Annotated in this window: 17 protein-coding genes and 2 riboswitches; of the genes, 11 read left to right on the forward strand and 6 right to left on the reverse strand. The window is 63.0% G+C overall.

The window, feature by feature from the left end; translation table 11 throughout:
* Window positions 1-326 precede the first annotated feature (326 nt).
* Window positions 327-2,150 carry a hypothetical protein gene (locus AAGA68_25585; GenBank protein ID MEM9388442.1) on the forward strand — a complete coding sequence of 608 codons (1,824 nt, stop codon included), beginning with the start codon at window positions 327-329 and terminating at the stop codon, window positions 2,148-2,150.
* A gap of 2 nt (window positions 2,151-2,152) precedes the next feature.
* The gene (locus tag AAGA68_25590) at window positions 2,153-3,217 is read left to right on the forward strand and encodes a hypothetical protein (protein ID MEM9388443.1); all 1,065 of its coding nucleotides are present in this window, start codon (window positions 2,153-2,155) and stop codon (window positions 3,215-3,217) included.
* Window positions 3,218-3,231: 14 nt separating this feature from the next.
* Here the strand turns inward: AAGA68_25590 and AAGA68_25595 are convergent, their stop codons facing one another.
* Both AAGA68_25595 and AAGA68_25600 read right to left on the reverse strand, forming a co-directional pair.
* A complete protein-coding gene (locus AAGA68_25595; protein ID MEM9388444.1) occupies window positions 3,232-3,738 on the reverse strand; it encodes a hypothetical protein in 507 nt (168 codons plus the stop codon).
* A gap of 574 nt (window positions 3,739-4,312) precedes the next feature.
* The gene (locus tag AAGA68_25600) at window positions 4,313-5,257 is read right to left on the reverse strand and encodes an integrase domain-containing protein (GenBank protein MEM9388445.1); all 945 of its coding nucleotides are present in this window, start codon (window positions 5,255-5,257) and stop codon (window positions 4,313-4,315) included.
* A 1,844-nt stretch (window positions 5,258-7,101) separates the two neighbouring features.
* Between AAGA68_25600 and AAGA68_25605 the strand changes: the two genes are divergently transcribed.
* Entirely contained in the window at window positions 7,102-9,123 is a 2,022-nt protein-coding gene (locus AAGA68_25605; GenBank protein MEM9388446.1) for a S8 family serine peptidase, read from the forward strand.
* A 42-nt stretch (window positions 9,124-9,165) separates the two neighbouring features.
* Here AAGA68_25605 and cobC read toward each other — a convergent pair whose 3' ends face one another.
* From cobC to AAGA68_25625, 4 genes are read right to left on the reverse strand one after another with little or no spacing between them, the layout of a single operon-like run.
* Window positions 9,166-9,690, reverse strand: a complete 525-nt coding sequence (cobC, locus tag AAGA68_25610) for an alpha-ribazole phosphatase family protein (GenBank protein MEM9388447.1) — start codon at window positions 9,688-9,690, stop codon at window positions 9,166-9,168.
* Window positions 9,681-10,466, reverse strand: a complete 786-nt coding sequence (cobS, locus tag AAGA68_25615; GenBank protein MEM9388448.1) for an adenosylcobinamide-GDP ribazoletransferase — start codon at window positions 10,464-10,466, stop codon at window positions 9,681-9,683. The genes cobC and cobS overlap by 10 nt, the downstream gene beginning before the upstream one ends.
* 20 nt (window positions 10,467-10,486) lie before the next feature.
* On the reverse strand, window positions 10,487-11,497 hold the full coding sequence (gene cobT / locus AAGA68_25620) for a nicotinate-nucleotide--dimethylbenzimidazole phosphoribosyltransferase (protein MEM9388449.1): 1,011 nt from the start codon (window positions 11,495-11,497) through the stop codon (window positions 10,487-10,489).
* On the reverse strand, window positions 11,494-11,838 hold the full coding sequence (locus tag AAGA68_25625) for a DUF1289 domain-containing protein (protein MEM9388450.1): 345 nt from the start codon (window positions 11,836-11,838) through the stop codon (window positions 11,494-11,496). Before AAGA68_25625 ends, cobT begins: the two co-directional genes overlap by 4 nt.
* 673 nt (window positions 11,839-12,511) lie before the next feature.
* A riboswitch (cobalamin riboswitch) is annotated at window positions 12,512-12,718 on the reverse strand.
* 449 nt (window positions 12,719-13,167) lie between these two features.
* Window positions 13,168-13,389: riboswitch (cobalamin riboswitch) on the forward strand.
* A gap of 204 nt (window positions 13,390-13,593) precedes the next feature.
* Between AAGA68_25625 and AAGA68_25630 the strand changes: the two genes are divergently transcribed.
* From AAGA68_25630 to cobN, 8 genes are all read left to right on the forward strand, one after another.
* Window positions 13,594-14,007, forward strand: coding sequence for a hypothetical protein (locus tag AAGA68_25630; GenBank protein ID MEM9388451.1), 414 nt, complete (start codon window positions 13,594-13,596; stop codon window positions 14,005-14,007).
* Between the two features lie 10 nt (window positions 14,008-14,017).
* Window positions 14,018-14,632, forward strand: coding sequence for a cob(I)yrinic acid a,c-diamide adenosyltransferase (gene cobO, locus AAGA68_25635; protein ID MEM9388452.1), 615 nt, complete (start codon window positions 14,018-14,020; stop codon window positions 14,630-14,632).
* A gap of 2 nt (window positions 14,633-14,634) precedes the next feature.
* A complete protein-coding gene (locus AAGA68_25640; protein ID MEM9388453.1) occupies window positions 14,635-15,579 on the forward strand; it encodes an ABC transporter substrate-binding protein in 945 nt (314 codons plus the stop codon).
* Window positions 15,576-16,628, forward strand: coding sequence for an iron ABC transporter permease (locus AAGA68_25645; GenBank protein ID MEM9388454.1), 1,053 nt, complete (start codon window positions 15,576-15,578; stop codon window positions 16,626-16,628). The genes AAGA68_25640 and AAGA68_25645 overlap by 4 nt, the downstream gene beginning before the upstream one ends.
* Window positions 16,625-17,659, forward strand: a complete 1,035-nt coding sequence (locus tag AAGA68_25650; GenBank protein ID MEM9388455.1) for an ABC transporter ATP-binding protein — start codon at window positions 16,625-16,627, stop codon at window positions 17,657-17,659. The genes AAGA68_25645 and AAGA68_25650 overlap by 4 nt, the downstream gene beginning before the upstream one ends.
* 1 nt (window position 17,660) lies before the next feature.
* Window positions 17,661-18,134 (forward strand): DUF1636 domain-containing protein, encoded by a 474-nt coding sequence (locus tag AAGA68_25655; protein ID MEM9388456.1) that lies wholly within the window; start codon window positions 17,661-17,663, stop codon window positions 18,132-18,134.
* Between the two features lie 11 nt (window positions 18,135-18,145).
* Window positions 18,146-19,354: a cobalamin biosynthesis protein CobW gene (gene cobW, locus AAGA68_25660; protein MEM9388457.1), complete on the forward strand. Its 1,209-nt coding sequence runs from the start codon at window positions 18,146-18,148 to the stop codon at window positions 19,352-19,354.
* 3 nt (window positions 19,355-19,357) lie between these two features.
* The coding region (cobN, locus tag AAGA68_25665; GenBank protein ID MEM9388458.1) for a cobaltochelatase subunit CobN at window positions 19,358-22,057 on the forward strand (2,700 nt) is incomplete at its 3' end.

The raw sequence follows: 22,057 nt of genomic DNA on the forward strand, positions 1-22,057 counted from the left end.
AGCGCATCCTTACCGAGCTGCCGGCGGCGACCACCGTGGAGCAGATCGAGGCGCTACTCCCGGCCCAGCCCCGCTAGCCCCTGATAAGCCGTTCAGCGATCTGCTGAGATGGGAACCACGTCGATGCTCGATCGCTTACTGCCGAACAACGCGCGACTCCGGTTGAGATTTGGGAGCACGTTAGTCGACTACACGCTGATAGTTCCCGTCAAAGCACGTTTGAGGAAATCGATGGAGGAGGGTCAAGGGATGGCCGTAGCCAATTAGATCCCAAGGCTAGTGCTGACTGGACTGGCTTTACAGTAGGTCACTGGAGTGCCAGCGAGATGCTGGGGGAGAACTGGGAGCGTTGGAAGCAGCTGTTTGTTCCGACTCTCCCAGGGGCGTCCCGCCTTCTGGCAGCGGACCTGCCTACGGTCGTGACTGGCGCCCGTGGCTGCGGAAAGACAATGGTCTTCCGTAGGCTCAGTGAGCGTGCGCGGGTGAAGTGCGGAGCCGCGGATATTCGAGGTACAGAGGACATCGTCGGGTTCTATGTGAACGCCAACGACATTGCAGACGCGTTCCCAAACGTCAATGAAGCTGATCCAGCCGAACGGGCAGCAGTCACTTGTTTCTTCAACTTATCTCTATTGTCGGAAGTCCTAACAGTACATCTTGCGCACGGCACCAAGGCGCCAGAGCCATTTGTTGACGAGCTCGAGAGTCTGCTCGGTTCACCTAGCCGACCCCTCTTGGCAGGAGAATCAACCGTAAACTACTTTCGCTCACGGATAGAGGAATTGAAGTGGATGTTCCTGGCTCGAGAAGCGGATACACGATTTCCAGGATATGCTCATCTTTCGAGCCATGTTTGGTTTGAGCGCTTTATTGAAGGGGTGATGCAGCCGAACTTGGGTTGGATGTCAGCCCGGAGTGTTTTGCTCTTTGTTGATGATTACACGCTCCCCCGCGTCTGTAAGGAAGCTCAGCTGGTGCTGAACCGAGTTGTTTTCCGTCGTTCGTCTGCCTACGTGTCAAAGATCGCTACGGAAGCGACAACTACGATAGTGTACACCGACACCACTCGTAAGACTCTTGAAGATAACAACGACTACTACATACTCGATATGTCAGCCGAGTCATTTTTGATGACTAAGGAGCAAAGGGTTGGGTTCCTGAGTCAGTTGTTCGCGTCTCGGCTTCGACACGACAAACGTGTACCGAACAAGTTCTCGGGGTTGAGCGAGCTTCTTGGAGAGACACCTCATGGAAAAGTAGAGCACGCTCGCCGACTGCGGGCGGGGAAGGTAGACATTGGGGCGGATTCAAGTAGAAGCGGAGAGACCAAGTACGCTCGCGGCAACGCGCAGTCGGCAGTGTACTACTGCGGTAAAGCCACGTTTTGCGACCTCTGGTCTGGCGACACCAGATCGATGATCCAAGTCATGCACAGTATCGTCGACGCAGCGATCGAGAAGACTCGGTCTGGCAGCCCTTTTCCGGTCGATACGGAGCTGCAGGATGCTACGTTCAAGGCGAAGGGGAGCCAACTGCTTGATGCGATAACTCGTCATGAGCCGTCCGACTCGCGGGCGTGTACTGAATCCAGTTTGCTACAGGAGACAGTAGAGCTGCGGAAGGAGGGAATTTCCTTCAAAGGGCTGGTGAATGACTCGTACGGGCACCACTTGCGGGCAATTGTTGAAGCCTTCAAGGAGGCTAGCTTGAGCTTGTTAAGGGGGCCGATGTATCGGGATCCGGCGAGCAAGAGCAGACTAGTACCCAGGATGGCGTACCGTATCGAGATTGTTGACTCGTTTCGAGTTGATGGGCTGGCAAGTGTCATCTTGGACGATCTTGTGCGTTACGGCGTGTTCCTTCGTGACTCTCGCGGAAAGAGCATCCGAGGAACACTAGTTCCTAGGCTCTTTCTTCGACGATTGTTACTGCCCCGTTGCACAATGCCGCTATCAAGCAGAGATTCGGTTCAGCTATCATGCCGAGAGTTCCGGCGCCTACTGCTGTGCCCAGACGAGTTCCAGGCGAATCTTGCACGGAAGCTACGAGATAGTGACCCGAAACAAGACAGTCTGTTCGGAGATCACATAATAGACCCAAGCTATGATGACCTGGATTCGACTGATTTGGATCAAGGGGATGAACGATAGTCATGATGGCAATCCCACTTCCAGATCTCGCTCCGGTAGACAAGGTGGTAGTTGGGCCAGAAGAGGTAGTGATATGCGCGGCTGGCTTTGAGGATCGGGCGACGGCGCTCAGTAAGTGTGCTGTTCTTCATCCGCAGGCTCCGGTGGTGATACTTAGGTACCTTCCCGCTAACAGAGAAAATCGCCTGAGTCATCTGCGTCGCGCGTGGACAGATCTTGGCGGCCGTACCGATGACGCGGATGTGTTGGACTATCATCGGTTTAGGCCGGATGACTTCTCTGATCGACTCAAGGCTCAGCTCAGCGCCCTCAAAGCGCCCCGAGTTTTGATCGATATTTCAGCCATGTCGCGCCTATTGATTATGTTGGTGATCGAGAGCTGCCGGAGTCTTCAGCTAACGGTTCGTATATTCTACGCTGAGGCTGCGGAGTACGGCCCTTCCATGGGAGAGTACGAGAAGTACGAAGAGGACATACACCGACCGAGCAACCTAATGTTCACTGCCCTACAGGACGTCATTCGAGTGTCAGAGCTTTCAAGCGTGTCCATGCAGGGAGAACCAACGGCACTGATCTCGTTTTTGTCCTTCAACGAGGTATTCACTCAAGCCGTGATTAATCGCGTGAATCCCGGAAAGGTATTTCTCATCAACGGACGCCCGCCAGAGCTGCGTTGGCGAGAGCGCGCGACCGCCTGGTTGCACGAACATGTCATTGGGGAGTGGCCAGAGACGAATCGACTCGTTGGTGGGCTGCCAGAACGCGTTGCATGCACCCGTGATTACCAGGCTTCTGTCAGGATGTTGCTTGACTTGTATTGGGCCTTATCTGCGGAGCACAGGATTGTCCTCTCACCGACTGGCAGCAAGATGCAAACTGTTGCTTGTGCGCTCGTGCGGGCAGTGCATCGTGATATCCATATTGAGTATCCGATCGCCGCTGGTTTCGTGAAGGAGTATAGCTCCGGTGTCGGGAGTTGCTGGGTCGTTGACTTTCGTAGACTAGAAGATCTGATCGGGGATATTCGCCGCGCCGAGCAGGACGAACAACTGATGATCCGTATGTGATGAGGCTAGCTGTACTAGCCGCGCTCATGAGTCTCGAGTATGAAATCCCGAACGACCGAGTGAGCAAAGTACCGGTCACCGTCACGGTGGACGAGTCCACTATTGAGCAAGTAGCCCATGGTATTGCCGGGAGGCGGGCGCTGCTTCCCCTTGTAGTGCCAGACAACTCCTTCGTCTCCACCGCGCGCGATCTTGAGGAGAAGGTCTCGATGGTGTTGTTTAAGTGGTACTCGAGCTAGGGTATCGAATACCGATAGTGCGATACCAGCTTCTCGCTCGGCCACCTCAACTGCCTCTTCGACTGTCTGCGGTTGGGCCTGCGCTATTGCGTCCTTAAAGGAGATCTTGAGCGCCTCGCCAAGCTGCAGGTCGAATGGTTCTTTCCCGGCGCGCTCCACGACCGCTCCAAGCCGGTCGAACAATGCCTCCAGAGATGGGCGGTAAGTGAGCGCTACAGCAAGCACTACGAGCGGCCATGATACATCCGCCGTCCAATCCAACAGCAACTTCAAGAATTCCATGTACGCGCTCTCCCCGAGGGTCTTGCAACAGGTGTGTGGTATCGGTTGGGGGCAGTGCTTCTAGCGTCCACGTACCCAGTGTCAATTTAGCAAGGCGGCCGGTGGACGCGTAGGCTCTCTACCGGGTCTTCACTGTATCGGATCCGCGATTGCCCCATCATCGGAGGCCTATCTAGCCAATTGGCCTTACGTCTGAGAGTGTATTGGTACGTGAACGTGATTGGCGAACTCTACCAACGGTTCGACTCCGAAGACGACTCATGCCGAGAGCGCCATGTGCCTCGCAAGCGAGGTTCCCAGTCGGTATGGCCCAGGGTGCGAACGACACGTCGGACGGCTATCCAGTGAGCGTACCGGGTTGGCGGCTGCTCCCTTGAAAGGGAGACCTCCAGGTACCAACGCACGTGCTTGCACCGGATCCCCCGTACGCCCACTTTCCAACGCATCCAGATGGCCAAGGCGAACTGCTTGACCCTCCCGAGCTCTCGTCTTCGCGTCGGCGGCGCCAGGCTGCGAACGTGCTCCCGCATCAGCATCACTGCGGCTGCTACTGCCTGACGATGATTCGCGGGCTTCACCTCGAGGTCCCCACGTAGCTCGAGGCGATCTGCCGGCGACTATGCCCGAGCTCAACAGACAGCATGTCGCGCGCCTCCCGATCAGCGGCCTTTGGCGCTAGCCGTTCGCCCGCCACCACGGGAGCATCGTGTCCTGTGAGCGCCAGGTAGCGCTCACACGCGTATGCGGCTCTGAGGTCGTGGAACCCCTGCGAGATGTTCAGTGCGCCGGCGTACGCAGGCATGTTGCGGTACGCGAAGCTCTGCCAGCGTGCGTAGTTGAACGCGGGCGGGATGATGTTGGTGCGGTCGATCGTCGCGACGGCGTACTCGAGAGTGTGAAGCAGAGCGGGGGACGCAGGCACCGGACGATGGACGCGTCTACCGCCTTTGGTCCCGTGGACCACGTTGCATGCAGCGTTCTCCAGAAGCTCGGAAAGGGTATCCGCAAGCGGCGTCAGCGACGCTTCGCGAAAGCGCATCCCAGCGAATCGGCATAGAGCGAGCGTAATAGTCATCTCTCGCTCGTAGGGACGGTTGAGATCGACGAACAGGTCGTTAAAGTCCGTGACGCACAATCCGATGGGGGCTGACTCCCGCACGTGACGGCGTCGGGCGATGGTCTTGGACGGGCTCACCAGCAGCGCGTTGTCCTGGCGCACGTGACTCATGAGCACGTTGACGGCACTCAAACGATGTACCGCGGTGGTTGCCGTGAGGGACTCTGCGCCGATCTCGGCTTGCAGGTTCTCCGTGTAGCCGGTGATGACATCGCGGGTGACCCGCCGCAAGTCCCTGACCGTCTCCCGCCGCATGAAGTTCAAGAACTGCTGGATGCGACTCTCATAGGTGTGACGGGTCGAAAAGCGACCGTCACCGAATTTGTCGAGCAGCGCGTTGTGCACTGCGTATTCAAGCTTCCGGCCGTAGCCGTAGTTTTTGCTTCCGCCTGGTTTGTTCATGGTCTGATCCTCGTGTGTTAGGTGGTGCATCTCCTCTGCCCGTTGCTCGATTAGTGTTGAAGTCGGATTCGCGCCGACCGCGCAGGAGACGCCGAAAGAGCGAGTTGGCCGATGGTCCGTAGCAAGCCAGGTCTGGACGCGTTCGCGTGGGCACCTGGGGGCTCGCGATTTGCCGCTACGAAGTCGGGGGAGGCGTCAGCAACCGGTGGAAACCAATGCGCGCCGTAGAAGTGTCCTTCGGGACGGCAGCGATCGGGCGATCGAGGCGGAGACATCGCGGAGCTCCAAACTAGAGGGTCCGCGGCCTCAGCGCCGGGCTCGCGACGATGTGCCGTGGCAAGAAGGAAGGCCGGTTAGGCCGGGATGTCTCGAGGGCCGCTGAGTCCAGGCGCTCGCCCGGTGGGCGGAAGCGCCTGGAGCGCGGTTCGAGAGTGGGTCGACGAGCTAGCGAGTCGACCGAGTGGCAAGCAAGGACCGGGTAAATCCCACGTCGCGATGTACGCCACTCATCAGATGCGGTGCAGAGCCGTGAGGGCTATCTAGGAGCGGGCACCGAATTGATGTCCGCTCCAAACCTCTCATACAACCTGTTCACCGGGTGCTCGGCTGTTCGAGCTGAAAGCGCATCTTGCGCCAGGTCGCCATCCAATTTGGGGGTGGCGACTCCCCCAGGAAACACGCTCTCAGCTAATCAGATATCGCGATCGGAGGCAACAGATGCGCGTTTCGAGCGAAAAGAGACGTTTTCCAACACTGGTCAATAGATCCTCAAGAGTTTAGTAGCTTACGGATACGATCGGTCAGTGATTTCCGTATGCGCGTGTCTATGGATCTATGGGCGCAATACTTAGTGACCTTAAGTCTGTAACCGACTGATTTTCACTCCGCAGCTGGGGTGCTCTCGGAGTAGTTAGTGACCTTAAGTACGCAAGTGATTGATTGCTGGTAGCAGCGTGTGTGCGGGTTTAGGCGCCTCGAGTACGCAAGCTGTTGATTTTTGCTCTGCCGGATCTGTGTTAAGTGCCTTAAGTTCGTAACTACTTTGATTGGGCGAGGGATTTCAGAACACCAAACTCGGAAATCCAGTGCTCCCGGAAAGAGACGTATAACGCCGAGCGGGTTGTTCGCTAGTGTAGTCAGAGACTTATACAGCTTGAGCTCGGTAGCCGAGCGAAGCGCTTCCGGGGTGGGTGCAGTGCGGTGGCACGGGCGTAGACCATTCCCGGGGGTTCGCTGGCACGTTCAATCACGACCCTGCAACCGAGAGTGCGCGTCCGGTGACTCTCACGCGACCAATAGGGTTGGTGACGCGCGCGGTATGAATGAGCGGAGTGCATGCCTAGATGCCCCCCTCGCTTACCCTTGAGATCGGATTAATGCGACCGTGTGCCAATCACCCCTGTCCGGCTTAACGCGAAGCGCAGCGATCTTGGAAGGATCGAACCTCGCCGCGGCCCCTTCGTGGGCATAGCACTCGAGATTCCCTTGTCTACGGACACGAAGCGCTACCTCTAATCACGATGATTGAGCAGGGGCGAGCAAACCTGTAAGTCGCGGAGCTGACCCTAAGTGATTGTAGCGAGCTTCGACGTCTCGATGGACTTGATCTCGCCATGGGCTTTACTCGTTGATCGACGCCGCTTCGGTCGACCTCTTGACCCCGAAGCGCGACCAAGCGAACTGCAGAGCTGATTTGACAGTCTGTTATGGGGCCCTGATCACACCGTGGGCGATCGCAAGGCGCTGGATGCGGGTCTGCTGACACGTGCTCCTCTGTTGGAATGTCCTCCATCGAAGAAACACACAAACCGCCGGTGGATTACCGTCCGGGTTGGAGCCGATCTATGAACGTACAACGCTCACTCTCGCTGGCCATCGTCACCGCACTCTCTATCGCGGCACCGCTAAGCGCAGCCTCATCAGCGGCGTATGTGGGCCAAGGGCACTCGGCGCAGGTCAATACGCCGCAGGAGAAGACCGCAGGGTTCCTGGTGCAGGCTGCCAGTGCCGAGGCCGCACGCGAGCTGACCCTTGGCGTGGGCGGCGAAGTGACGCACTATCTGCTTAGCGTGCGTGCCGTCGGCGCGCAACTCACGCCAGCGCAGCAAGCGGAGATCGAGCGCTCGGGCCGCGCACGCCTGGTCGCTGACGTTGTCGTCGAGACCAACGGTTGGGGCAGCGGTTGGGGAAACCGTGAGCGTAGCCGCGGGAGCAACAGTGGAGGCGGCTGGTGGAGTTCTTCGTGGAAGAACGACCCGCAGGAGCCCAGCGCCAACGAACTTGCAGCCGCGGATCCAACGCCTGACGAGACGGCGAGCCAAGCTCACGGCGCTGCCGAATACGGCGCCGACGCACCTAGCGACAAAGCAAGCCCAGAGCAGGCACGCCGTCAGGAGAACGAAGATCTCTTCGCCGAGTACATTCGCGGGGTGGTCGATGGGGACGAGATCATCGACACCGGTTTCCCCACCCTGATCGGCGCTTCGGACCTGCACGCCGATAAGCTGCGAGGCGATGGCGTGACCGTAGCGATCGTGGATACCGGGCTGTGGGAAGACCGCGAGTACGACCTCTACTACCAGCTGCACGCCCAACTCGACGTGACGGGCGATGAAGACTACCTCAAGCGCGCCTATGACTGGGGTCGCGGGGTGGGTGACGATAACGGTCATGGCACCCACATCACTTCGATCATCGCCAGCGGCTGGCGCGGTCAATCGGGTAAGTTCGAGGGCGTTGCGCCCTACGCTAGCGTGATGGTCGCCAAGGCCTTCGACGAGAACGGTGCCGGCAGCTACCTGGACGTCATCTCGGCGATCGATCAGATCATCGCGTACCGCGACCGCTACGACATCCGCGTGCTGAACCTCTCCTTCAGCGCGCCGGTCCGCTCGCCCTACTGGGAGGATCCCCTCAACCAAGCCGTCATGGCAGCCTGGCAGGCGGGCATCGTCGTCGTCGCATCGGCCGGCAATACGGGCCCTGATGCCATGACCGTCGGCGTGCCTGGCAACAACCCCTACATCATCACCGTCGGCGCCATGACCGACAGCTTCACGCCCTTCGACGCCAGCGACGATCGCCTAGCGTCCTTCTCCGCCGCCGGCCCCACCTACGAGGGCTTCGTCAAGCCGGACTTGGTGGCGCCCGGTGGCCACCTGGTTGGCTGGATGCCGCCGAACTCGCTACTGGGCACGAGCCACCCGAATGCACGCGCCGCCAACCGTAAGCACCTAGCCATGTCTGGTACCTCTCAGGCGGCGGCCGTCGTGAGTGGCGTAGTGGCGCTGATGCTCCAGGACGACCCGAGTCTGACACCGGACGATGTAAAGTGCCGTCTCCTGTCCACTGCCCGCCCCGCGGTAAAGGGTCAGGGCGAGCTTGCGTATAGCGTCTTTCAGCAGGGTGCCGGCATGGTCGATGCACTGGCCGCCGTCAACAGCTCGGCGTCGAACTGCGCCAACCAGGGGTTGGACGTCGATCGCGATCTGCGCGGCGAGGCCCACTTCGGCGGCCCCGTAAACCAGGACGAAGATGGCAACTTCTACCTCATGGACATGGAAGGTAGCGTGCCCTTCGCACCGCTGAACGGCGACGGCTACACCTGGAGTCAGGGTTACACCTGGTCGCAGGGCTACACCTGGAGCCAAGGCTACACGTGGTCTCAGGGCTACACGTGGTCTCAGGGCTACACGTGGAGCCAGGGCTATGTCTGGAGCCAGAGCTACACCTGGTCACAGGGCTACACCTGGAGCCAGGGCTATGTCTGGAGCCAAACCCTCCCGTGGGAAGACGACGGCAGCTCGGTCTTTACTCAAGGGCTGAACGCCACTGCGGCGATCGACGCCTGGGTGCCGCAGGAATAGCCGGCATGCTGGGCGAGCGCCTCTTTGCGTTTGTCCTTTGTGCTAGGGCGTCAGGGTGAGTATTTCGCCGAAGGCTAACGGGTATTGCCATGGGTCTTTGTATCCCTGCAGCGCTAGTGCGGCCCGAATCACTCCCGCATGGGTTACCACAAGTACAGGCGCCGGCGCCTCAAGCAGCTGCGCAAGCGTCGCGGCGACACGGTCGGTGAACGCGGCTACACTTTCGCCCCCATGTGGGGCTGCATGGTGGAAATCCGCTGCCCAAGCATCGAGTCCGTCTCGTGGCACAAGGTCCCACGCGACGCCTTCCCAGATACCGAAGTCCATCTCTAGGAGACCCTCTAGGTAGACCGGTGCCAGCCCATAGTGGGTACCGAGCACATCCGCCAGGCGACGGCATCGCTGCAAGGGGCTTGCGGCCAGCGTTGCCGGTCGCGCGGGGGGCAATGCGCGCAGGACTGCGGCCGATTCCTGCGGGAAGCTTGGCGCCGTCGCTAGGTCGAGGCGCCCGTAGCAGGTGCCCGGAGCGACCTGCGGCGTGGTGTGGCGCACAAGTGTCAGCGCCATGCGAAGAGCACCCCTAGATACCAGCCGAGTTCACTGCACTGTTGTACGGCGCCGAGGCAGTCGCCGGTGTAACCGCGGAGCTTTCGCTCGAAGGCCAGACGGCTGACGCCATGGCCGATAGCCACGCCTACTAGCCCCATCAGCAGTGCCGTTGCTGCGAGGTCTAGGCCTATCCCGAACAGCGCGAATCCAACCCCGAGAGCAGTGGTTGCGACTGCGATGAGCAAACCGCCCGGTTCGATTCCCTCGGCGACAGGCTTCGCTATGCCGTGATCACGTGCGTAGCAGCTGCTCGCGACAGTGAAGACGGCCGAGAGGCGGCTCACCGCGTGTCCAGCGAGCAGCGCCGCCACCGCTTGATGGAGCGTTAGTGCCGCGAGCACAGCCACCTTGGCGGCGAGGATGAGTACCAGTGCGATGGTCCCGTAGGTGCCGAGGCGGCTGTCGCGCATGATCTCGAGGCTGCGCTCGCGTGTCAGTCCGCCGCCAATTCCATCGCAGGTGTCGGCCAAACCGTCCTCGTGAAAAGCACCGGTTACCAAGACGGTCGCTGCGGTCGATAGGATCGCGGCAAGCGAAGGGTGGTCGAAGCCCATCATCACCACCACGTAGATGACCGCAGCCAAACCGCCAACCAGGACACCGACGGCTGGGTAGTAGCGGATTGCGCGGGAAGCGCGCGCCTGAGAATAGACCTGATTTGTATCAACTGGGAAACGGGTCAAGAACTGCAGAGCGAGAAGGAAGAGCGCGTACTGTTCACCGAGCCACCTCACAGGCGTGTGGCCCTTGCGTCTCAAGTGCGGCCCGACACGCCCGCTTCGGCAAAGCTCGCCATGTCCCGTAGCACGGCGGCCGCGCTCTTCACGATAGGCCAAGCGAGAAGAGCACCGGTGCCCTCACCGAGCCGCATGCGCAGGTCGAGCAGCGGGGTCGCTTCGAGGTGTGCCAGCAGGTGATCATGCCCTGGTTCTGCGGAGCGGTGGGCATACACGAGCGCCGCCGCGATCTCCGGAGCCAAAGCGGTAGCGTGCAAGGCGGCCGCCGTGGCGATGAAACCGTCCACGAGCACCAACCGATGGCGCCTCGCTGCTGCCGTCATCGCTGCAGCCATCATTGCAATCTCGAAGCCCCCGTACTCGATCATCGCGTCGCGCGGCGCGAGAGGTGTGGGTGTTCGGGCGGCAGCCTGCGAAAGCACCTCAAGTTTACGGTCTACCCCCACGGCATCGAGGCCGGTCCCTGGCCCGACCAGAGAGGCGAGCGGGATACCGGTGATCTTGTGCCCGATGAGCGCGGCGCTCGACGTGTTGCCGATACCCATTTCGCCAAGGCAGATCACGTCGCTGCAGGCGATCTCGCCGAGTTCCGTTCCGTGCCGCCATGCGGTCTCATACTGATCACCGTTCATCGCAGGTGAGCAATGCGCGTTGGCCGTTCCCGCCGCTACGCGACGGTTCAGTAGTGCGGGATGATCGTTCGCGTCTCCGGCGACACCGGCATCGATGACCTTCAGCGTCACATCCAGCGCCTGCGACATCACGCTAGCTGCAGCTCCGCCTTCGAGGAAGTTCGCCACCATCTGCCGAGTCACTTCCGGCGGATACGCCGAGACGCCACTGGCGGCGATGCCATGATCGGCGGCGAACAACAGCAACTCGCAACGCTCCGCGTTCGGCGTCAGGGTTTGTTGCAACAGGCCGATCTGCACGCCCAAGCTTTCCAGGCGACCAAGGGCGCCGACGGGCTTTGTCTTGCTGTCCATTGCCTCGCGCAAGCGAGTGGCAAGAGGTTGTCGTGTCGTCACAATGTGCTCCAATCTACACGTTTAGTCAGACGCCCCAGGGCGAGGCGATCCCTGGCCGGTTCGTAGTCGTTCAGCACCGCAGCCTGCTCCGTCGGGCTGCGGGACTGCCATCCTTTGATCTCGTTCATGGTCCGGCCGCACCCGACTGAGGTAGCTAGCGCATCGTCTAGGCGACAGGTGCCGATACAAGGTGACGGAACCTTGCCAGCGTCGCAGTCAGCGCAGAGGCAATGCTCGTTCAGGCCTCGCTCTCGAAGTTGGTTGAGGCAACTCCCAGGAGACCTGCACGTCGAAACACCAACAAGCTCTGCCAGGATTGGCGCGTGCAATACCGCGGGCATTGGTTCGAAAGCTCACGGGACAGCGGCGGTGACTGCCAGCGGGTGCCGTTAGCTGACGCTGTAGACTACGCTTATCCGCCGCTCTTCGTCGCTGTAACAAGCGCACCGCTTAGTCCGTACCGAGTTCACGAGTTGCCGACGCCGTGTGGCATTGGCCGCGAGGGCAGCAATGCCGGCACATCGCCCCTAGCAGCGCAAGCACGTGTCGCTGTCTAAGCGCGAGCGCCGATGTCGACGCTGTTGATTCAACAAACTCCTGCTCGGACTGCTGCATTGCCTGCAACCTGCTCTCCACGAGCTTGACCCGCATTGCCAATGCAGCTCGACCACGGCACCGGGTCGGCGGCAACGAGGTGGCCCACGCTCTCACGGTGGCCTCTACAGACTTGTTGTGACACGGCTGGCCCAGGAAGAACGTTTCGAGTTCTCTGCTGCGGACCGCGACCCTGCTTTCTACGCGCTCGGTCGGGAACGGAATGATGTTCTCGAGTGCACTCGTGCTCGCGTTCATCGCAGATGCATGCCAGTGCGCCCAAGGCGCACAGGTTTGCCGCCACCGAATCCGCCGAGGACTTCCGCGGGAGGTGCCTTCGACCCTAGCCGCCAAGCCGTGTTCACAGCTGTAGAAACAACGAAGATAATCGACTCCTGCGACGCACCCCGGCCGCCAAGAACGGTAAACAACACGGACGGCAGGTCTCCTGGCTCGCGGGCATGGCGGCGTTGGTCTTCCCGATGCGCAGGTAAGCATCAGTGACTGGGGCAACGCGCTTCACCGCTTACAGTTGCGGGGGCAGCTCCGGCATTCCTCGCCCTTCGTGAGGTCGGGCACCGGATTCCCTGTTAGGCCCTTGCGGGCACCGTCGGAGGTGATCTTGGGTTGTGCGTATCGTGAAAGCAACCCTGATCGACCCTGGCCGCTCCAACACTCCGGGCAACGGAAGGCAACACCGAACTACGTGAGCCCTGCATTCCACTGGTGCGTCGAACCTATGGTTCTGCGTAGCGCGCACTTGTATGACGTCAACCAGATTTCTCGAGGCAGGGACCAGGTTCAATCACTGCCGAGTGAGGGCGTCGCGAGGCGGGCCAATCCGGGGAGCGCTGGATTGATCGGGGCTCGGTGGCGAAGAACCCGCGTTTCGGTCTGAGCTGGTGTCACGCAACAGATCCAGCCCTTTCCGCGGGCTGTTCAACTGAGCTACCTAGGGTTTTCCCTTCCCTGTGTCAGCAGGTCGGGTTCGATAGGCGGACGGCAGGTACGGGGGAGTACCTCTTTCGATTCGCGCTCCGGGCTTCCAAAGGCGGACCGAGTTGGGTTACCGTTCTCGCCAGCGGCAAGCCCCCGGTCCCAACGGGTCCGTGGGTGAAATAAGGGAACGCGGTGAGAATCCGCGGCTGTCCTCGCAACTGTAAGCGTCGAGCAGGCTCCCAACAGGCCACTGTGTCGGTCTCGTCACGTCTATACGCGTGGCGGCGCGGAACACGGGAAGGCGGGAGTCAGCGCACGAGACGCGAGCCAGGAGACCTGCTGCCGTCAATCGCTGCTGCGCCGAGAAGCGAGGTGTCTTCATCGGCCGGTATCCGTTGCAGTGGCGTGCTTTGACGAGCTGCAATGGAAGGCCTTGTGGGCATGCGCGACTCCTTTTCCCAACTCACTTCAGCGTTGCACCGGCCGGTGCGTCGCGGAGGCGTTCGCGTCAGTCTGCCCGGTGCTTTCTGCAGCTTTCCCGCTAATCAGCCGAGGAAAGTGCATTGTCCCATTCCACCGAGTCCGTACCGAAGCTCGCCGTAGCCCTCTCGCTCGCGCTCCCACTCGGGCTGTCTTCAGTCGTCGCCTCGGCTCAGGCCAGTGGGGCGCCGTCAGAGGAGAGCGTCTCAGAAGAACTCGTCGTCATCGGCTCTCGCTTGCCTACGGAGGACTACACCAACGCTGACGAAGCTGCTGGCGAAGAGGTGCGCCGACCGATGCACGTGGCGAGTCTGCTGTTCGACCAACGCGTGCTCGGCGAGCGGCTGGCGGTCGGGGCGAGCGTGGTCTACAACGGCGAACAGTTAGATAACGACTTCCGTAACTATTTCACCAACAACTTCAGCGCCGAGCGCACGCCCCTCGATGGCGTGATGTCGAGAGCCGTGGGGGGTTGGACGCAAGCATACGATTCCTAAGGAACAACACGTGAACGAGACGGACGAAGACAGAAAAGAGCGGCATAACCGCACCATGCAGCGCAAGAAGGCGGTGATCGACGAACAGATCGCCAAGGCGCAGGAAGAGCGTGGTCTAGTGATCTTCATCACCGGCAACGGTAAGGGCAAGACTACTTCGGCCTTCGGCACCCTGTACAGGGCCCTCGGGCACGGCCACCGCGTGGGCGTGGTGCAGTTCATCAAGGGCACTCAGGCGAGCGGTGAGGTGACCTTTCTGCAGCAGTGTCAACCCGCGGTCGACTACTTCGCGATGGCTACTGGATTCACCTGGGACACGCAGAACTGGGATGCGGACAAGGCCGCTGCCGAAGAGGCCTGGTCCGCCGGCAAGCGCATGCTGCACAACGAGGACCTAAACCTCGTGCTGCTCGACGAGATCACCTACATGCTGAAGTTCGGCTACCTCGACATGGATGAGGTGGTGGCGAGCATTCGCGAGCGGCCAAGGATGCAGACCGTGATCCTGACCGGGCGGGGGGCCAAGCCGGCGCTGGTGGAACTCGCCGATACGGTGAGCGAGATCGCCGACGTCAAGCACGCGTACAAGGCCGGCGTGAAGGCCCAGGCCGGGATCGATTTCTAGCGATGGCTCAGGTGGAAAGCGCGAGGGTGGGTCGTCGGCGCGGGGCTGCGCTTGCGGCGTTCAGCCTTCTGGCGGTGTTCGCCACCGCGGCAACCCCGGCGATCGATGTACATGCCGCGTCGGCGTCGACCCTCCCATCGGTAGTCTCCACCAACCTTTGCGCCGATCTGTTCGCGCTCAGCTTAGCGGCTCCGGCGCAGCTCCTGTCCGTGTCCTGGAAGAGCCAGGATCCGGCGCGTTCGCCCCGTGCCGAGCAGGCGCGTGCCTACGCGGCCAACCGTGCCAGCGCCGAGGAGATCATTCACCTGCACCCGGACATCGTGCTCGCCTCGCGTGCCTGGCGCCGCCATCCCCCGGCGGCGCGCTTCGAGGCGCTCGGCATCCGCGTGGTCGTTGTCCCGCTCGCGAAGACCTGGCCCGAGATCCTGGAGGTCACGCAGTGGGTAGCCGATCAGATCGATCGCTCCGCTCGAGGCCGCGAGGTGGTCGCGCAGACCGAACGGCGCCTTGCTCGGCTCGCCGTCCCCGCCGCCGACGGCCGCCCGCGCAGCGTCCTGTATCTGCGCCCGAGCGGCGGTAGTGCCGGGGCCGGGTCGTTCATCGACACGCTCCTGCGCGGGGCCGGGCTCACTAACCACGCCACCACGCTTGGCCTCGAAGGCTGGGGACGCGTCGACCTCGAGACGCTCCTGGTGTCGCCACCGGACCTGTTCCTGCTGAGCGCCTACACTCGCGACCGCGGCTACGCGGAGAGTCAGCTGCTGCGCCACCCGGCGATGCGTTCCCTGTTTACGGGTAGAAGGGTGCTGAGGCTGCCAACCAATCAGGGCAGCTGCTCCACGTGGCACCTGATCGAGACGGCCGAGTACCTCGCGCGGCAACTCCTCACGACTGGCGCCGCCAAGGATGGAGCTGCCATCGGTGAGCGTTCGGGAGCCGGACGATGAGCGCGCAGGTCATGCGCCTGGCGCCGGCGATCGTGCTCACACCGGCGCAGCTGAACGCCGTGTTGGCCGCGGTGTTGCTCGGACTTACGCTGCTCTCACTCACGATCGGCCCAGTCGATCTTCACATCGGCGAGGTGCTTGCTGCACTGTTCGGTACCGGCACGACAGAGGAGGCGCTACGCGAGCAGATCATCGTGCGCGACGTGCGCTTGCCGCGCGCCGTCCTTGCGATCCTTACCGGGGGCTCGCTTGGACTCGCGGGGGCGGCGCTGCAGGGTCTGCTCAGAAATCCCCTCGCTGAGCCTGGTCTGCTTGGGGTGAGTTCGAGCGCCAGCCTCGGGGCGGTGCTCTGCCTTTATTTTGGCGTCGCAGCGCTGAGTCCGTGGTTGCTGCCGGTGGCCGCGATGAGCTTCGCCGGTCTGGCGACGGCGGTGCTTTACGTCATCGCCCGCCGTAGCGCCGCTGTCACCTTGATCCTCGCCGGCATCGCACTCTCGTCCCTCGCCAGTGCGCTCACGTCCCTCGCCCTCAATCTTGCCCCGAATCCCGCTGACGTGCAGGACATCGTGCTGTGGCTGCTCGGCTCACTCAGCCAGCGCAGCTTCTCGGACGTGCAGCTCTGCTTGCCCTTCGTCGTGGTCGGTGCGGCGCTGCTGCTCGCCTGCGGGCCGGCGTTGGACGCGTTGTCGCTGGGGGAGGCGGAGGCGCGCACCCTGGGCGTTCACGTCGCCCGCTTGCGCCAGCAGGTGATTGTCGGCACGGCCCTGTGTGTGGGCGCGTGTGTGGCGATCACGGGAGCTATCGGGTTCGTTGGCCTGGTGGTGCCGCATCTGTTGCGACCATTTGTCGCTTATCGACCGTCCATGCTGCTGACGAGCAGTGCGCTCGGGGGCGCGGTGCTGCTCCTCGCCGCGGATCTGGTGCTGCGCGCGATCAGCGGCCCGCAGGAGATCATGCTGGGCGTCGTCACGGCGCTCATCGGCGCGCCGTTTTTCTTCGCGCTGGTGCTCAGCCGGCAGCAGCGACAGCAAGAAGGGGTGGCGTCGTGATTGAGAAGTTGCCGCCAGATGAGGCGGCGGCCGCGCTGGACGTACGGGAGGTCACCGTGCCTGCCACGCCCCGTCTACGCTTGTCTAGAGTGTCGCTGTCCGTGTCGCGGGGCGAGTGCGTTGGTCTCGTGGGCCCGAACGGTGCTGGCAAGAGCACGTTGCTCAAAGCCATTGCCCAGCTCATCGACTACCGCGGCGAGGTGAGCTTCGGCGCCTGTGACTTAGCCGCGATGAGTTTGCAAGAGCGAGCGCGCCAGCTCGCCTTCCTCGGCCAGGGTGGGCAGAGCGCGTGGCCGCTCAGCGTGCGCGACTTCGTCGCCCTCGGGCGGGTGCCCCACCGGCAGCGTAGCGCTTGGCCTTGGCAGGCGTGGCTTGCGAGTCGCGTGACGAAGATGGAAGCGCCTGCGGACGCGATCGATGATTCGTCCGCGCCTATCGGCGGCTTCACCAACGCGGACGCGGACGCGGATGGGCAAGCGGTCGCCCGGGCGATCGCCCGCACCGGCCTGGAGGCGATGGCCGAGCGGCCGGTAGGCACGCTTTCCGGCGGCGAGTTCGCCCGCGCTCGCCTAGCGCGGGCGCTCGCCGTGGAGGCGCCCCTGTTGCTAGCCGACGAGCCGGTGGCCGCCCTCGATCCCTATCACCAGCTGAAGCTCATGGAACTGCTGAAATCCCAGTGTGAGCACGGGCGCACCGCGATCGTGGTGCTGCACGACCTCACGCTCGCGAGCCGCTTCTGCGACCGGCTGCTGCTGCTCGACCGAGGCGAGGCGGTCGCCTGCGATGTCCCGCGTCGGGTGCTGACGCCAGGGTACCTGCAGCGCGTCTACCAAGTGGAGGCGGTGGTCGGCGAGTACCGTCAACAACCATTCGTCGTACCGTGGGCGTGCGAGCAACGCGGGCCGGCCACGGGCAGCCTCGCTGACGGCGCGTCGGGCGGCGGCGCTGCCGAGCGCGGCAACACTGCGGACCAACCCACGCGAACGCCCGGACCTTCTGGCCCATCCCCCCTACGTTGGCAGGAGACCTGAGTTGAGCAGTTCCGAAGCAACCCCCCAGGACGGTTCGCGCGGCGTGCGCGCCACCACCACCATCATCGTCTGCGAGACCTGCGGCTACAACGCCGAGCAACCCGACGAGGTCCGGCCCGGAAAGCGCTTGGGCGACGCTCTCGCCGAGGCGCTGGAGGCGCGCCGCCAGGCTGCGGAGCAGGCGGGCGATACTGAGGCGGCAGTCGCCTTGGCAAGCCTAGAGGTACGCGCCTTCCGCTGTCTTATGGCCTGCAAGCGCAGTTGCACTGCGCAGTTCCGTGGAGCGGGCAAGATCGGCTACACCGTGGGTGATATGCAGCCGGACCAGGCGAGCGTCGAGACGCTACTCGCCTATGGGTTTCGCTACCAGGCCTCGCCCACCGGGGAAGTGCCCTTCAAACAGTGGCCATCTGGGATCCGTGGCCGATTTGTGGCCCGCTTCCCCGTACTGCCGTTCCCCGACATCGACGAATAGGATCCTAAGCGATGAGCACACCTGCGAAGGCGGCAACGACAGGCCGCATCCCTGCCACGATCGTCACCGGCTTTCTGGGCAGCGGCAAGACCACCCTGCTCAAGAATATGCTGAACAACGCCGATGGGCTGCGGGTCGCCGTCATCGTCAACGAGTTTGGCGAGCTCGGCATCGATGGGGAGATTCTGCGCGGCTGCGGTCTCGGTTGCGACGAAGACGAAGCCGGCGCCTCCAGCGGCTCCAGCGCTGGGACCAGCGGCGAGCAACGTGGCACGCTATACGAGCTCGCCAACGGATGCCTGTGCTGCACCGTGCAAGAAGAGTTCTTCCCCGTGATGCGTGAGCTGGTCGAGCGGCGCGAGGAGATCGATCACATCCTCATCGAAACTTCCGGTCTCGCACTGCCGAAGCCTCTTGTACAAGCCTTCAACTGGCCAGAGATTCGCAACGCCTGCACGGTGGACGCGGTGATCACGGTGGTCGACACGCCCGCCGTCGCAGACGGGCGCTTTGCCGCCGACCCTGAGGCGGTACAGGCGCAGCGGGAGGCCGACCCAAACCTCGATCACGACCCGACGCTGCATGAGCTGTTCGAGGATCAGCTCGGGTCTGCGGACCTGGTCATTCTGAGTAAGACTGACCTCACGGATGCGCAGACCTGTGTGCGTGTTGAAGCCGTGGTGCGCGAGGAGATCCCGGCGCCGGTGAAGATCGTGCGCAGCGACGCAGACGGCGTCGATCTCAGCCAACTGCTGGGGCTCGCCAGTGCGGCGGAGGAGCACATCCACCTGCGTCACAGTCACCACGACCACCACCATGGCGATGGCGAGGCCGATCACGATCACGACCATTTCGATTCGCTGGTGATCCAGCTGCCGGTGGTGAACCGTGACCGGCTGCTAGGCGTTCTGCAGGCACTGGTCGAGCAGCACACCATCTTTCGCGTGAAGGGCTTCGTCGCGCTCGCCGGAAAGCCCATGCGCCTTGTAGTCCATGGCGTCGGGCGGCGCTTCGACCACTACTTCGATCGGCGCTGGAAGCCTGAGGAAACACCGTTCACCCACCTGGTGTTCATCGGCCGGGCGCTGGACCAGGCGACGCTCGAGGCTGCGCTACGGGATGCTGTGGTGGGAGATGCCGAGCGCGGCGATACCGTGGCGACCGCGGCGCCGCAGGGCGATGCGGGTGCTCGGCAGCGGCAGCAGCAGGCGGGCGTCTGACCCATGCACATGCTGGCGGCGCAGCCGGGCGGGTTCGTCGACGACGACTCGATCATTACGCGCCTGGAGCAGACGCCCGCCGATGTGGTGATCCTCAGTGCTGCCGACACGACACTCGCCTTGCTGGCCGAGGCCCATCCGGCTCGCTGGGAGGAATCGTTAGCGGGCGCCGCGTTCCCTACCGTCAGACTGGCCAACCAGCTCCACTTGCGCCAGCACGCTTCCATCGACCTGTACGTGGAGGAGGTGCTGCAGCACGCGAAAGTGATCATCGTCGATCACCTGGGCGGCGAGGGCTACTGGCCCTATGGCACCGAACGTATCGTCTCGCTGTGCCGCGAGCGCCGCATCCCGCTCGTGATGTTTTCGGGCGACAATACCGAAGATTTCAACCTGCTGGCGAAGAGTACTGTTGATGCGGACGTCTGCCGCGCGCTGTGGCGCTACCTACGGGAGGGGGGCGCCGCCAACGCGCGGCAGTTCTACGCCTACATTGCCAGCACGTTCTTCGCCATCGAGTGGCCGGTGCAACCGCCGAAGCCGCTGCCCGCCATCACCGTGTACCACCCGCATCACGAGCTCGCTTCCCTCGCGGACTGGCAGACGCAATGGCAAGCCGATGCACCGGTCGTCCCGATCGCCTTCTATCGCGCCCACCTGCAGTCGGGTAACACGCGTGTGTTCGATGCGCTGTGCGAGGCGCTGCGGGCGCGCGGTCTCAATCCGCTGCCGGTGGCGCTGACGTCGCTCAAGGACCCGCTGTGCTTGGAGACTCTGCAGTCTTTGTGCCGGGAGGCCGAGGCCGAACTCGTGCTCAATACCACGGCCTTCGCCATCAGCGCGCTGGATGACGAGGAGGGCGAGCCGCTCGCCGGGGACGTGCCGGTGTTCCAGCTCATCATGAGCGGGGACAACCAGGAGAACTGGGCTGGCGATGCCCAGGGCCTGCGCCCGCGCGACATCGCCATGCACGTAGCGATGCCCGAGGTGGACGGGCGCATCATCACGCGGTCCGTGAGCTTCAAGGGCCTCGACTACCGCTGCGAACTCACCCAAACCGACGTGGTGCGCTACCAGCCGCACGAGGAGCGCGTCGCTTTCGTCGCTCGGCTGACGGAGGCTTGGTGCGCGCTGCGGCGCAAGGCCAATGAGGAGAAACGGCTGGCCCTGATTCTTGCCAATTACCCCACGCGCGAAGGGCGCCTCGGCAACGGCGTCGGTCTCGACACGCCAGCGTCCGTGCTCGTGATCCTGCGCCGTCTCGCTGAGGAGGGCTACACGGTCGAGGCGCTCCCGGCCGATGGTGATGCGCTCATGCGTGAGCTTAAGACCGGCGTGACCAACGATCCCGCTAATTGGCCGCTGCGCCCCGCGCACCAGAGCCTTGCGATGGACAGGTATCTGGCGTTCTTCGACGCTCTCCCGCAGGTGAACCGAGATGCCATCGTCGAGCGTTGGGGGCCGCCCGAAGACGATCCGATGGTGCGTGCGGGACGCTTCATGATTGCCGGCCTGCGCCGCGGGCAGGTGTTCGTCGGCATTCAGCCGGCGCGCGGCTATCACCTCGACCCCATGGCCAGCTACCACGACCCCGACCTCGTGCCACCCCACGCCTACCTTGCCTTCTACTGTTGGCTACGAGAAGTGTTCGCCTGCGATGCCATGGTGCACGTGGGCAAGCACGGCAATCTCGAATGGCTACCGGGCAAGAGCGTGGCCCTCGCCGAGACCTGCTGGCCGGATCTCGCCTTCGGTCCAACGCCCCATCTGTATCCCTTCATCGTCAATGACCCTGGGGAGGGGACGCAGTCCAAGCGCCGCGCCCAGGCGGTGATCATCGATCACCTGATGCCACCGCTGACCCGGGCCGAGAACTACGGGCCGCTGCAGGACCTGGAACGGCTGCTTGACGAGTACTACGAGGCGCTCACCATGGATCCGCGGCGCTCGGCGCTGCTGCGGCGGCAAATTCTCGAGCACGTGGTGGGGCAGAACCTGCACAGCGATCTCGGCTTGGCCTTGCCGGCGAGCGAAGCCGATGAGCAGGCCTTGCTCAACAGTACCGATGCCTATTTGTGTGAGCTTAAGGAGAGCCAGATCCGCGACGGTCTGCACGTGTTCGGTCAGACCCCCGAGGGCGTGCAGGCGCGGGATACGCTGCTCGCCCTCGCCCGCTACCCCGTACGCTTTGGCGAGCGGCGCGACGCGAGCCTAATCCGCGCGCTCGCTGACGACCTGCTCGCCGCACCCGAGTTCGATCCCTTGGACGCCGACTGGGGCGCGCCGTGGGAGGGCGTGCGGCCGGAGACGCTCGAGGCCGTCGATGCCGAGCACCCCTGGCGCCACTGCGGCGACACGCGCGAGCGCCTCGAACTGCTCGCCCAGTCACTGCTCGACGGACGCGTGACGGCGAACGACGCCGAAGGCCGTGGCTGGTCAGCCACCGCCCGCGTGCTCGATCGCCTGTGGTCCGACCTCGCCCCGCGCCTCGATGCCTGCGGCGGACAGGAGCAGGCGCAGCTGGTGCGCGGCCTCGAAGGGTGCTTCGTGCCCGCTGGACCGAGCGGGGCCCCCTCGCGTGGCCGGCCCGACGTACTGCCCACGGGACGCAACTTCTTCTCCGTGGACACGCGCGCCATCCCAACAGCGACGAGCTGGCAGCTCGGCTGGAAGTCCGCCGAGGCGCTGCTCGAGAAGTACCAG

This window comes from Pseudomonadota bacterium (assembly GCA_039193195.1).
Lineage (GTDB): Bacteria > Pseudomonadota > Gammaproteobacteria > Steroidobacterales > JBCBZW01 > JBCBZW01.